The organism is Pseudomonas sp. SDO5591_S426 (genome assembly GCF_054070755.1).
The window spans coordinates 1-13,235 of record NZ_JBSVXD010000163.1; the positions used below are offsets into that span (position 1 = coordinate 1).

Here is a 13,235-nt window from a genome sequence, read left to right on the forward strand (position 1 = left end):
TACGTACACCCTGTAGGAGCTGCCGCAGGCTGCGATCTTTTCTCTACGCCACCAAAATCGGCATGTGGCACAGATCTGGCTAAGTAATCACCACAGGTAACCAACGGCGGTTGCCCAATCTACGACAAAGACGTCGCTCACCTCATTTGCCTCCCGGCGAATCAGGTGGCGGCGTTTTTTTGTTTTGGCTCCCGTTCGAGACTCCTATTCAGTTTGAGGTGCGCGATGAATTCAAGCTTCTGGAAATCCGGCCATACCCCGACCCTGTTCGCGGCCTTCCTCTACTTCGACCTGAGTTTCATGGTCTGGTACCTGCTCGGCCCCTTGGCGGTGCAGATCGCCGGTGACCTGCACCTGACCACCCAACAGCGTGGCCTCGTGGTGGCAACGCCGATCCTGGCCGGGGCGATACTGCGCTTTGTAATGGGCATGCTGGCTGATCGACTGTCGCCAAAAACCGCCGGCCTGATCGGTCAGGTGATCGTCATCTGCGCGCTGTTCGGCGCCTGGAAACTCGGCATCCACACTTACGAGCAAGCGCTGCTGTTGGGGCTGTTCCTCGGCATGGCTGGCGCGTCCTTTGCTGTCGCCCTGCCGCTGGCCTCGCAATGGTATCCGCCGCAGCACCAAGGCAAGGCCATGGGCATTGCCGGTGCGGGCAACTCGGGCACTGTGCTTGCCGCACTGATTGCGCCGGTGCTGGCCGCCGCGTTCGGCTGGAGCAACGTGTTCGGCTTCGCCCTGATCCCACTGATCCTGACCCTGATTGTCTTCGCCTGGCTGGCCAAAAATGCCCCTGAACGGCCGAAAGCCAAGTCGGTGGCTGATTATTTCAAGGCGCTGGGTGACCGTGACAGCTGGTGGTTCATGTTTTTCTACAGCGTGACCTTCGGTGGCTTCATCGGCCTGGCCAGCGCCCTGCCCGGTTACTTCAACGACCAATACGGCCTGAGTCCGGTGACCGCCGGTTACTACACCGCAGCCTGCGTGTTCGGTGGCAGCCTGATGCGCCCATTGGGCGGTGCCCTGGCCGACCGTTTCGGTGGCATTCGCACCCTGCTGGGGATGTACACGGTCGCCGCGATTTGCATTGCAGCCGTCGGTTTCAACCTGCCAAGTTCCTACGCAGCCCTGGCGCTTTTCGTCTGCACCATGCTCGGTTTGGGTGCAGGTAACGGTGCGGTTTTCCAATTGGTCCCGCAGCGCTTTCGCCGCGAGATCGGCGTGATGACCGGTCTGATCGGCATGGCTGGCGGCATCGGTGGCTTTGCCCTCGCGGCTGGCATGGGCGCGATCAAGCAAAGCACCGGCAGCTACCAGATGGCCTTGTGGTTGTTCGCCAGTCTCGCGGTGCTCGCCTGGTTCGGTCTACATGGTGTGAAACGCCGCTGGAGAACAACCTGGGGTTCGGCTGCCGTGACGGCTGCGCGGGTCTGAGGTCTTAATGAGCCTGCAACTGAGTTTTGCCGAAGCCAGCGCCATCGGCCCTCGCGAGGAGAACCAGGACGCCCTGCGCCTGGTCACCCCGGCCCCTGCGCTGGCAGCCAGCAAAGGATATTTGTTCGCCATCGCCGACGGCGTCAGCCAGTGCGCCGATGGTGGGTTGGCCGCCCGTTCGACGTTGCAGGCCCTGGCGCTGGATTATTACGCCACCCCGGAAACCTGGGGTGTCGCACAAGCCCTTGATCGCCTGCTGCTGGCGCAGAACCGCTGGTTGCAGGCCAACGGCGGGGGACAACCGCTATTGACCACTGTGAGCGCTCTGGTGCTGCGTGGCAGGCGGTTTACCCTGGCTCACGTCGGCGATTGCCGGGTGTATCGCTGGCACGGGGATAATTTGCAGCGAGTCAGCGAAGATCACGTCTGGGATCAGCCGGGCATGCAGCATGTGCTCAAGCGGGCGCTGGGCCTGGATCAGCATCTGGTGCTGGATTTTCTCGACGGTGAATTGCGTCTCGATGAGAGCTTCGTCCTGCTCAGCGACGGGATCTGGGCGGTTCTGGGCGACACCGCGATTGCCGCGATCCTGCGTGATCAACCGGATCTGCACAGTGCCGCGCAAACGCTGGTCAGCGCCGCGCACCTGGCCGGCAGCCAGGATAACGCCAGCGCCTTGCTGGTGCGGGTCGATGCCCTCGGTGAAACCAGCATTGGCGATGCTTTGATCCACTTGCAGCAATGGCCGCTGCCGCCGGCACTGAAACCGGGGCAGGCTTTCGAGGGTTGGCACGTCGAAGCAATCCTTGGTCAGAGCCAGCAATCATTGCTCTATCGGGTGCGTGACACCCAGCAGCAACCCTGGTTGCTGAAAACCCTGCCCGGCCGCCTGCATGACGATCATCAGGCGGGGCAAGCCTTGTTGTCGGAGGAATGGTTTCTCAAGCGCGTGGCCGGGCGGCATTTTCCTGAAGTTCATGCCGCCAGTCAGCGCCAGCACTTGTACTACGTGATGCGCGAATATCCCGGAGCGACCCTGGCGCAACTGCATGAACAGGTCGGGCCAATGCCGCTGGCGCAATGGCAGGACCTCGCCGAACGCTTGCTTCGAGCGGTCGGCATGCTGCATCGGCGGCAGATTCTGCACCGCGACATCAAACCGGAGAACCTGCTGCTGGGGGACGACGGTGAGTTGCGCCTGCTGGATTTCGGGCTCGCCTACTGCCCCGGATTGTCCGAAGACCAGCCTTCTACCTTGCCCGGAACGCCAAGTTTCATTGCACCGGAAGCGTTTCGCGGTGAAGTGCCGACCCCGCAACAGGATCTCTATGCAGTCGGCGTGACCTTGTATTACCTGCTGACCGGGCATTTCCCCTACGGCGAAATCGAAGCGTTTCAACGCCCACGATTCGGCGTACCGGTCAGCGCCAGTCGCTATCGGCCCGACTTGCCGGAGTGGCTCACACAAAGTCTGGAACGCGCGGTTGCCGCGGATCCAACGCTGCGTTTTGAAACGGCGGAAGAATGGCTGCTGCTGATCGAACAGGGCGAGCGGCACAGCTTGACCGTGCGCCCACGACCGCTGCTGGAACGCGAACCGTTGAAGGTATGGCGAACGCTGGCGCTGCTGTCCCTGTTGGCAAATCTGGCGCTGTTGTTTGCGGTATTTCATGGCTGATGTCAGCCCAAATGAGGAAAACACGATGAACGCAAAAGTCTGGCTGGTGGGCGCGGGCCCTGGCGATCCGGAATTGCTGACCCTCAAGGCTGTGCGGGCGTTGAGAGAGGCGGATGTGGTGCTGATCGATGATCTGGTGAATGCCGCCATCCTCGAACATTGCAACCAGGCGCGGATCATTCCTGTGGGTAAGCGCGGCGGCTGCCGGTCTACCCCGCAAGCCTTCATTCATCGCCTGATGCTGCGTTATGCGCGCCAGGGCAAATGCGTGGTGCGACTCAAGGGCGGCGACCCGTGCATTTTCGGACGTGGCGGTGAAGAGGCGCAGTGGCTGCGCGAACGTGGGGTTGAGGTGGAACTGGTCAATGGCATCACGGCTGGGCTCGCCGGTGCGACGCAATGCGACATACCGTTGACCCTGCGCGGTGTGGCGCGCGGCGTGACACTGGTCACCGCCCATACCCAGGACGACAGCAGCCTTAACTGGCAAGCACTGGCCCAAAGCGGCACGACTTTAGTGATCTACATGGGTGTGGCCAAGCTCAGTGAAATTCGTGAGCAGTTGCTGGCCGGCGGGATGACGGCAGACATGCCGGTGGCAATGATCGAAAACGCTTCGTTGCCGCACCAGCGGGAATGCCGAAGCGATCTGGCAGCGATGGAAAAAGATGCCCATGACTTCGAGTTGAAAAGCCCGGCCATTTTGGTCATTGGAGCGGTTGCGGCCTGCGAAGAAGATCAGAAGATCGCAGCCTTCGGCAGCTCCTACAGGTTGCAAGCGGTATCTGTGTAGGAGCTGCCGCAGGCTGCGATCTTTCGATATCACCGCATAAAACCGGGTTGGAACACCAAATCGCAGACAAAGAAAAGCCCGGCCTAAGCCGGGCTTTTCTCAAAGCTGCGGGCTAATTACTTAGCTTGAGCTTCAACCTGCGCTTCTACGCGACGGTTTACAGCGCGACCAGCTTCAGTTTTGTTGTCAGCAACTGGGCGGGATTCGCCGTAGCCAACAGACTGAACGCGGGACGATTCAACACCGTACTGGTTGGTCAGAACTTGCTTAACGGCGTTTGCACGACGCTCGGACAGTTTCTGGTTGTAAGCGTCAGGACCGACGGAGTCAGTGTGACCTTCAACAGTAGTGGTGGTGGATGGGTACTGCTTCATGAAGTCAGCCAGGTTCTTGATGTCGCCGTAGCTGTTAGGCTTGACTACCGACTTGTCGAAGTCGAATTTCACGTCCAGCTCAACACGTACAACTTCAGCAACTGCTGGGCAGCCATCAGCGTCAACGGTTACGTTGGCTGGGGTGTCCGGGCACTTGTCGACGTTGTCGCAAACGCCATCGTTGTCGCTGTCGGAGCAGACTTCAGCTGGTGCTGGAACTGGAGCAGCAGCAGGCTTGGAGCCGCCACCGAAGTTCACACCGATACCGACGCTAGGAGCCCACTCGGTGTTGCCCTGGTCGATGTTGTACTGAGCTTCAACGCCGGCACGAGCGTAGAAGTTGTCGGTGAAGTACAGCTTGGCGCCGCCACCAACGTTGGCGAAGGTGGAACGGTCACGACCGTTCGAACCGTTCTGGTCGATGCTCTGGTCGGAGAAGCCGGCCGAGACGTAAGGACGCAGCATGTCGCCCGGGTTGTTGAAGTGGTACAGAGCGTCCAGAGCGGTGTCCGCGCCCTTGATGTTCTGACCGGAGTCGGAACGCACGTTGTGCACTTCATCGTAAGCCAGACGCAGTTCAACGTCGTCGGTCAGGAAGTAACCAACAGAACCACCGAACAGATTGCCGTCGTTTTTGAAGTTACGAGTGCTGTCGTAGTACTCTTTCTTTGCGAAGCCTTCGATTTCAACTGCGCCTTGGCCCTGTGCCAGAGCGCCGAACGAAGTGGCGGCAATAAGAGAACCAATGGCCAAGCCCAAGGTGTTTTTCAGTTTCATCCGTTAAATCCCCATCTGGTGATTGTGAAGCAGTCCCGCAAACCGGGGGACAACTCGGCGGCAAGTCTAACAGAACTTGCCTACACGTAAGAGATATTTGCGCTGAACTAAGTTTCAGCAATGCCTGCAAATTTCTCACGCAATTTATCTAGAGCGCGTTTGTACCGCATTTTTGTTGCACTCAAACCCATGTGCATGATGTCTGCGATCTCCTGAAACTCCAGCTCTGCGACAAATCGTAGCACCAGAATTTCACGGTCAATCGGGTTCACATACACCAGCCAGCGATCAAGTCCGCCCTTCTCCTCGGGTTTCGGCGTCTTTTCTTCGGACGCTTCCTCAAGGGGGTCAAGACTCAATGCGTCCATCAAGCGACGCTTTCGCCGTTCCTTCCGATACTGCGTAATACACTCGTTGTACGTGATGCTATATAGCCATGTCTTGAACTTCGATTTGCCCTCGAAGTTCTTCAGGCCGTACAGCACCTTCAACATGACTTCCTGACAGACATCATCTGCATCGCGATCGTTCCCGAGATATCGTGCACAGACGTTAAATAATGTTCGTTGGTAACGCCGCATCAATTCTTCATAGGCGCGCGTTACGTGAAACAGCTCGGTATGCGAGCGCGCGACCAACTCCTCATCAGAGAGCTCGCGGGGGTCGTAGCGCATGGATAACGATTGGGCTTTATTCAAAACAAGTCGGGCCGACAGTCAGGTCAATGTCCGCCGCAGCCAGCATCAGGCGGCATTTTGCGGCGGCATACATTAGCAGGGTTTGCCGGGTTAGCGGCTACTCACATGCTGCTCAAGGAGGATCCGATTGGAAAGAGAGACTAGCTCACCCTCATCGGTCAGCAATGTGGTTTTAACCGTGCCGATCTCTTCGATCTGGCCTTCGACCTCTCCAACACGCACTTGTTGCCCAACCTGGTACAACTCACGCACATAGATTCCCGCAAGAATCTGACCGGCAATTTCCCGGCTTCCCAAACCCATGGCCAGCGCAACCGCCAGACCAACGGTAATCAAAACAATCACAATCACATGGTTGAGCAGGTCAGTCTTGACCTCCAACTGGCTGATCGCAACCGAAATACTGATGATGATCACCAAGCCCTGGGCAATTCGCCCAAGCCCTGAAGCGTAGTCCAGACCTACGCCTTCTGCCGCACCGCGCACCAGGCCATTGGCCAATTGCGCCAGCAAGACACCGACCAGCAACACCAGCGCCGCGCCGAATACCTTCGGCAAATACAGCGCAAGCATATCCAGCGTAGCTGAAACTCGCTCAAGTCCAAGGGATTCTGCGGCAGAAACCAGAAAAATCAGCAGAACGAACCAATAGACGATTTTGCCGATCAGCGTGGAAATCGGTACTTGCAGGCCGGCGCGCGACAGCAACTTGGTCAGGCCGGTGCCGCCCATCAGGCGATCGAGGCCCAGTTTGGCGAGCAATTTGGAAAGCAGCGTGTCCAGAAGCTTGGCCACGACAAAACCCAACAGCAGCACAACCAGTGCGCCGAACAGGTTCGGAATGAAGTTCGCAACTTTGGTCCATAACGCAGTCATTGCAGTGACGAGGCTCTGTGTCCAGAGATCAAGTTCCATATTCAATCAGCCTTATCAGCAGTGCGAGCGGTAGGTTTACGAAGACGGGACACCGGCGCAACGTGGGCCGATCCGTTATTCAGGGCGATCATCAGCGCGGGCAGCCAGCGGCCCAGCAGGCTGAACAGATCGCCGGCGCCGACCTGGCGGTTGGCGGTTTTCAGTACACGGCCAAGGCACGCATCGTCGTCCCGGGTGGACGGTGATGCCTTGAGCATGTCGCGCAAAGACTGTTCAAACGGATCGTGCATACGCACCTCTCGTGATGTCTGTGAAAGACGCGGTCAAATTTGGTCGGGTCACATGCTTTACCGTTACACCCAGCGCAAACGTCGGAACAACCACCACTGCCCGAGCGCCACCGAGAGCATCAGCAGGCAGGCAACGAGGAAGCCGTAAGGGCTTTCGGAAAACGGAATACCCCCGACGTTGATCCCCAAAAGACCGGTCAAAAAACTCATCGGCAAAAAGATCCCGGTGATGATCCCGAAGCGATACATCGTGCGGTTCATGCGCACGCTCAATCGCCGGTCTTCAGTCTCCAGGACAAGCCCCACGCGCTCCCGGGTCAATTCGAGCTCTTCGAGATAGCGGGTCAGGCTGTTGTTCAATTCGTTCCAGTAATCACCATCGTCTTCGACGAACCAGGGCAACTTGATCCGCGTCAGCTGACCGAAAATATCCCGCTGCGGAGCGAGAAACCGCTTCAACGCAGCAGCCCGGCGACGGATCTGCAAAACAGCACCATGCTCCGGTGTATACCGTTCGTCGGCATCCAGCTTTTCTTCTTCCTCATCGACCACTTCCGAGAGGCAACTGACCAGATCCTGCACCTTGTTGGTGAGGTACTGCGCCATATAAAGGATGAGCTCGGAGGCGGTTTTCGGTCCCTTGCCCTCCTCCAGTTGCGCCAGCAGCTCTTCGGTGGCGCGCAACGGCCGCAAACGCAGGGAAATCACCCGCTGGGCGGAACCGAAGATCCGTACCGACACCATGTCTTCAGGCTCGGCACCCGGATTAAGGTTTACCCCACGCAAAAATAGCAGCAGTTCGCTGTCGGAAAGCTGTAAAAGCCGCGGACGGGTGTTTTCTTCCAGCAAAAGGTCGCAGCTGAACTCACTCAAACCACTGGATTTGCGCAGCCAGGTCTGGGTTTGCGGATGACTGCGATCCCAGTGCAGCCACAGGCTTTCATGGGCCTGCAGCTGCAAGTCATCGAGTTCTGTCCGGGCTATCGAACGCGCGCCGCCTTTACCATCCAGCACCAGAGCATGTACCAGCCCCCATTGCGCGTTTTCTTCCTCGAACATCCGCATTCCTTCAGTCAATCGGGGATTTTATTCAGGCATTGTCAGCGGGCTCGGCGAGATGATCACGCCGTTGTTGTCCGCGTAGATGTAGTGGCCGGGATGGAAGGTCACGCCGGCGAATGTCACGGCAACGTTGAGGTCGCCGATACCGCGTTTGTCGGTTTTCATCGGGTGGCTGGCCAGGGCCTGAACCCCCAGATCGGTTTGCGCGATGACGTCGACGTCACGGATGCAACCGTAGATCACCAGCCCTTCCCAACCGTTTTTCGCGGCTTTCTCGGCCAGCATGTCGCCGAGCAACGCGCGACGCAGGGAACCGCCACCGTCGACCACCAGGACCTTGCCATCACCCTTCAGCTCGACTTGCTCCTTGACCAGCGAGTTGTCTTCGAAGCACTTGATGGTCACGATTTCGCCGCCGAAAGAATCACGGCCGCCGAAATTGCTGAACATCGGTTCCAGCACCTGCACCAGCTCCGGATAGGCGTCGCACAGGTCAGGCGTGAGGTAATGGTTCATCGAAAAACTCCTGTAAAGAGGAAGACGGCACGAACATCATTGATGAATCAATCATCGAAAATGACCAGAACAGCTCAATCCGTCATATCTTAGCCGCAAGCCGATCAGAGCGAAATGCCCCTGATAGAGCGTCCAGCTTAGTTTGCCGTGGCCAGGTTCGCTTGCTCACCCAACAGAGGTGTTTGCTGATCCGCCAGCCAACGGGCCACCAACGGCCAGACCTCCGCCTGTGCGGCTTTGCTGACCAGCATTTCTACATGACCGAAATTGTCGGCGAAGCCCTGCTCGCGCCCCAGGTTGATGAATTGCTTGTGCTCGGAACCGATCTGCTCGAACAGCTTGCGACAAGCCCAGGCCGGGTCCTGATGATCACTGACGGCACTCACGGCCAGCACCGGCACCTGAACGTTAGCCAAGCCGGCCCACCAATCCTTGTCGGCATCGCCGAAGCGCCCGAACAAACCGTACCAACGCATGCTTTCCAGGGCCAGGCCAATCGGCTCGTCCTCCGGACCGCGCTTGAGTCGGGAACCGGACAGCTGGGCAAAGCGCTTGAGGATGAAGCGACCGCTCCACTCCACCGGCGGAATTTTCAGCGGCCAGTAGGTGCGGCTGACTTGCGTTCCGAAAAACGCCGCAGACGCGACCACAGGCTCGCCGATGTACTCACCGCCCAACGCCGCGGCCAAGGTTATGCCGCCGAGTGAGTGGCCGATCCAGTGCGGTACCTGGCCGCTTTGCTCGCGCACGAACGCGCCAATGGCCGGCAGATCGTAACGCGCGTAGTCGGCGACGCGGTTCTTGCGGTAGTTCTGGTTGCGCTGGGACAAGCCGTGACCGCGCATTTCCGGAATCCACACATCGAATCCCAGACGCGTCAGATGAGCCCCAAGGCCCAGGCCTTTAGGGGAAAACCAGAAGCGTCGATTGGAAAAGCTGCCGTGCAGCAAGATCACCGGCACGCCGCGCACGGCAGGCTCATCGGCCAGGCCCAGGCGGGTGACCGCCAGCTCGACACTCGGATCCGGGCTGTTGGCCGGTTTCAAACGATAAACATCTTCGCTCAGATCACCGCGCCGCTCGGCGCTGATCAGGGCGACAGGAAATAGGTTGCTGCTGCTTTGCATAATCTCTTGCACAAAAAAGGGCGGCATCCAGATGGAGCCCGCCCTACTTCAATCTCAAAAAACGACCACCCCTGAAGGAGCAAGGCTTGCCCGCGATGGCGTCTTCAAAATCGCCATCGCCAGCAAGCTGTGCTCCTACAGGGAGCGAGCCGTTCTCACACTGTCAGGCCGAGGCTTGACCTTCCGCCAGGAAGAACCAGGTTTCCAGTACGGAGTCCGGGTTCAACGAAACGCTTTCGATGCCTTGTTCCATCAGCCACTTGGCCAGGTCCGGGTGGTCCGAAGGGCCCTGACCGCAGATGCCGATGTACTTGCCAGCCTTGTTGCAGGCGGCAATGGCGTTGGCCAACAGCTTCTTGACCGCCGGATTACGCTCGTCGAACAGGTGCGCGATGATACCGGAATCACGGTCCAGACCCAGGGTCAGCTGGGTCAGGTCGTTGGAACCGATGGAGAAACCGTCGAAGAACTCCAGGAACTCTTCCGCCAGAATGGCGTTGGACGGCAGTTCGCACATCATGATCACGCGCAAGCCGTTCTGGCCACGGGCCAGGCCGTTTTCGGCCAGCAGATCTACAACCTGGCTCGCTTCGCCCAGAGTACGGACGAACGGCACCATGATCTCGACGTTGGTCAGGCCCATCTCATTGCGCACACGCTTGAGGGCGCGGCATTCGAGTTCGAAGCAGTCACGGAACGATTCGCTGATATAGCGCGAAGCGCCACGGAAGCCCAGCATCGGGTTCTCTTCTTCCGGCTCGTACAGCTTGCCGCCGATCAGGTTGGCGTATTCGTTGGACTTGAAGTCCGACAGACGCACGATGACCTTTTTCGGCCAGAACGCTGCGGCCAGGGTGCTGATGCCTTCGACCAGTTTTTCGACGTAGAAGCCGACCGGATCGTTGTAACCGGCGATGCGCTTGTCGACGCTTTCCTTGATTTCCAGCGGCAGACCGTCGTAGTTCAGCAGTGCCTTGGGGTGCACGCCGATCATGCGGTTGATGATGAACTCCAGGCGGGCCAGGCCCACACCGGCATTCGGCAGCTGTGCGAAGTCGAAGGCGCGGTCCGGGTTGCCGACGTTCATCATGATCTTGAACGGCAGATCCGGCATAGCGTCCACGGAGTTCTTCTTGATGTCGAAGCCCAGTTCGCCTTCGAAGATGAAACCGGTGTCGCCTTCAGCGCAGGAAACGGTCACGCCCTGGCCGTCTTTCAACAGCTGGGTAGCGTTGCCGCAACCGACCACGGCCGGGATGCCCAGCTCACGGGCGATGATCGCTGCGTGGCAGGTACGACCGCCACGGTTGGTGACGATGGCGCTGGCGCGCTTCATGACCGGTTCCCAGTCCGGGTCGGTCATGTCGGACACCAGTACGTCGCCTGGCTGGACTTTGTCCATCTCGGACACGTCCTTGATGATGCGGACCTTGCCGGCGCCGATGCGCTGGCCGATAGCGCGGCCTTCGACCAGCACGGTGCCGGTTTCTTTCAACAGGTAACGTTCCATGACGTTGGCCTGGGTGCGGCTCTTAACGGTTTCCGGACGGGCCTGCACGATGTACAGCTTGCCGTCGTCACCGTCCTTGGCCCACTCGATGTCCATCGGGCACTGGTAGTGCTTCTCGATGATCATCGCTTGTTTGGCCAGTTCGCTGACTTCGGCGTCGCTCAGGCAGAAACGTGCGCGATCAGCCTTGTCGACATCGACGGTCTTGACCGAACGACCGGCCTTGGCCTCGTCGCCGTAGATCATCTTGATGGCTTTGCTGCCCAGGTTGCGGCGCAGGATCGCAGGGCGACCGGCTTCCAGCGTACCTTTGTGGACATAGAATTCATCCGGGTTCACCGCACCTTGCACGACGGTTTCACCCAGGCCGTAGGCGCCGGTGATGAATACAACATCACGGAAGCCCGATTCGGTATCGAGGGTGAACATCACGCCGGCAGTGCCGGTTTCGGAGCGGACCATGCGCTGTACGCCGGCCGACAGGGCTACCAACTTGTGGTCGAAGCCCTGGTGCACGCGATAGGAGATCGCGCGATCGTTGAAAAGGGAGGCAAACACTTCCTTGGCGGCGCGAATGACGTTTTCGACACCACGGATGTTGAGGAAGGTTTCCTGCTGACCGGCGAAAGAAGCGTCCGGCAGGTCTTCTGCGGTAGCGGAAGAACGCACGGCCACGGCCACGTCAGGGTTGCCGGCCGACAGCGCGGCGAACGCGGTGCGGATCTCGGCATTCAGTTTTTCAGGGAACTCGGCTTCCATGATCCATTGACGGATCTGGGCACCGGTCTTGGCCAGGGCGTTGACATCGTCGACGTCCAGGGCGTCGAGGGCAGCATGGATCTGATCGTTCAGGCCGCTCAGTTCCAGGAAATCACGATACGCCTGAGCGGTCGTGGCGAAGCCACCGGGCACCGATACACCGGCACCTGCAAGGTTGCTGATCATCTCGCCCAGGGATGCGTTCTTGCCCCCCACGTGCTCAACGTCGTGTTTGCCGAGCTTGTCGAGGGAAACTACGTACTCTACCAAGGTGATCTCTCCACTAACTGTGTTGGAAAAGCTCAGAAACCGGCTGCTTGAATGGGCATTTGCCGGCTATATGGCCTGGACCTGGAAAATAAGTGAGAATGCGGGCCAATGGCGGCCGGCAAATCGCGCCTATCATATCCAAGATTGCTCACTAGCTTAAGGCCCAAGGTGCAAATGAAACGATCTGCTTTCTTTATCTCCGATGGCACGGGCATTACCGCCGAAACCCTCGGCCAGAGCCTCCTGGCGCAGTTCGAAAACATTACCTTCAGCAAAGTCACGCGGCCGTACATCGACAACGTGGACAAAGCGCGGGCCATGGTACAACAAATCAACAAAGCCGCCGAAACCGACGGCTTCCGTCCGATTATCTTCGACACCATCGTCAATCAGGACATTCGTGAGATTCTCGCTACCTCGAATGGTTTCATGATCGACATTTTCTCGACGTTCCTGGCACCACTTGAGCAGGAACTGACCGAGCATTCTTCCTATACCGTGGGCAAATCCCACTCCATCGGCACCAGCTCCAATTACATGGAGCGTATCGAGGCCGTTAACTTCGCCCTCGACAACGACGACGGCGCCCGTACGCACTATTACGACAAGGCCGACCTGATACTAGTGGGCGTGTCGCGATGTGGTAAGACGCCGACGTGCCTGTACATGGCCATGCAATTCGGCATCCGCGCGGCCAACTACCCGCTGACCGAAGACGACATGGAACGCCTGCAACTGCCCGCCGCCCTGCGCGCCCACCAGCACAAGCTGTTCGGCCTGACCATCGACCCGGACCGCCTCACCGCGATCCGCAACGAGCGCAAGCCCAACAGCCGCTATTCGAGCTACGCCCAATGCGAGTTCGAAGTGCGCGAGGTGGAAAACCTGTTCCGCCGCGAGAACATTCCGAACATCAACTCGACGCATTTTTCCGTGGAAGAAATCTCCGCGAAGATCCTTGTGGAGAAAGGTGTGGAACGACGTTTCAAATAATTCCGATCACGCTTCTGTAGGAGCTGCCGCAGGCTGCGATCTTTTGATCTTGTTTCTAGAAATCAAAGTCAAAAG

The 13,235-nt window shown here is 58.7% G+C and carries 12 protein-coding genes; 4 read left to right on the top strand and 8 right to left on the bottom strand.

The window, feature by feature from the left end; translation table 11 throughout:
- Positions 1 to 225: 225 nt before the first annotated feature.
- The 3 genes from ACW9JC_RS23785 to cobA are packed head-to-tail and all read left to right on the top strand — an operon-like array spanning position 226 to position 3,908.
- Positions 226 to 1,437 carry a nitrate/nitrite transporter gene (locus tag ACW9JC_RS23785; protein ID WP_338585546.1) on the top strand — a complete coding sequence of 404 codons (1,212 nt, stop codon included), beginning with the start codon at positions 226 to 228 and terminating at the stop codon, positions 1,435 to 1,437.
- A 7-nt stretch (positions 1,438 to 1,444) separates the two neighbouring features.
- The gene (locus tag ACW9JC_RS23790) at positions 1,445 to 3,115 is read left to right on the top strand and encodes a protein kinase domain-containing protein (RefSeq protein ID WP_457458006.1); all 1,671 of its coding nucleotides are present in this window, start codon (positions 1,445 to 1,447) and stop codon (positions 3,113 to 3,115) included.
- A 25-nt stretch (positions 3,116 to 3,140) separates the two neighbouring features.
- Entirely contained in the window at positions 3,141 to 3,908 is a 768-nt protein-coding gene (cobA, locus tag ACW9JC_RS23795; RefSeq protein WP_457458008.1) for a uroporphyrinogen-III C-methyltransferase, read from the top strand.
- 116 nt (positions 3,909 to 4,024) lie between these two features.
- Here the strand turns inward: cobA and ACW9JC_RS23800 are convergent, their stop codons facing one another.
- From ACW9JC_RS23800 to ppsA, 8 genes are all read right to left on the bottom strand, one after another.
- Positions 4,025 to 5,059: an OmpA family protein gene (locus ACW9JC_RS23800; protein ID WP_338585543.1), complete on the bottom strand. Its 1,035-nt coding sequence runs from the start codon at positions 5,057 to 5,059 to the stop codon at positions 4,025 to 4,027.
- 107 nt (positions 5,060 to 5,166) lie between these two features.
- The gene (gene sigX / locus ACW9JC_RS23805; RefSeq protein ID WP_015096065.1) at positions 5,167 to 5,757 is read right to left on the bottom strand and encodes an RNA polymerase sigma factor SigX; all 591 of its coding nucleotides are present in this window, start codon (positions 5,755 to 5,757) and stop codon (positions 5,167 to 5,169) included.
- 90 nt (positions 5,758 to 5,847) lie between these two features.
- Positions 5,848 to 6,672, bottom strand: coding sequence for a mechanosensitive ion channel family protein (locus ACW9JC_RS23810; protein ID WP_008048604.1), 825 nt, complete (start codon positions 6,670 to 6,672; stop codon positions 5,848 to 5,850).
- Positions 6,673 to 6,674: 2 nt separating this feature from the next.
- On the bottom strand, positions 6,675 to 6,923 hold the full coding sequence (locus ACW9JC_RS23815) for a hypothetical protein (protein WP_020801096.1): 249 nt from the start codon (positions 6,921 to 6,923) through the stop codon (positions 6,675 to 6,677).
- A 63-nt stretch (positions 6,924 to 6,986) separates the two neighbouring features.
- Complete coding sequence (locus ACW9JC_RS23820; protein ID WP_457458011.1) at positions 6,987 to 7,982, bottom strand: zinc transporter ZntB; 996 nt, start codon at positions 7,980 to 7,982, stop codon at positions 6,987 to 6,989.
- Between the two features lie 27 nt (positions 7,983 to 8,009).
- Entirely contained in the window at positions 8,010 to 8,501 is a 492-nt protein-coding gene (gene rraA, locus ACW9JC_RS23825; protein WP_054054001.1) for a ribonuclease E activity regulator RraA, read from the bottom strand.
- Positions 8,502 to 8,638: 137 nt separating this feature from the next.
- Positions 8,639 to 9,628, bottom strand: a complete 990-nt coding sequence (locus ACW9JC_RS23830) for an alpha/beta fold hydrolase (RefSeq protein WP_448106908.1) — start codon at positions 9,626 to 9,628, stop codon at positions 8,639 to 8,641.
- A 163-nt stretch (positions 9,629 to 9,791) separates the two neighbouring features.
- Positions 9,792 to 12,167, bottom strand: coding sequence for a phosphoenolpyruvate synthase (gene ppsA, locus ACW9JC_RS23835; RefSeq protein WP_448106907.1), 2,376 nt, complete (start codon positions 12,165 to 12,167; stop codon positions 9,792 to 9,794).
- A 174-nt stretch (positions 12,168 to 12,341) separates the two neighbouring features.
- Here ppsA and ppsR point away from each other — a divergent pair, with 174 nt between their 5' ends.
- Positions 12,342 to 13,160 carry a posphoenolpyruvate synthetase regulatory kinase/phosphorylase PpsR gene (gene ppsR / locus ACW9JC_RS23840; protein WP_338585538.1) on the top strand — a complete coding sequence of 273 codons (819 nt, stop codon included), beginning with the start codon at positions 12,342 to 12,344 and terminating at the stop codon, positions 13,158 to 13,160.
- Positions 13,161 to 13,235 lie beyond the last annotated feature (75 nt).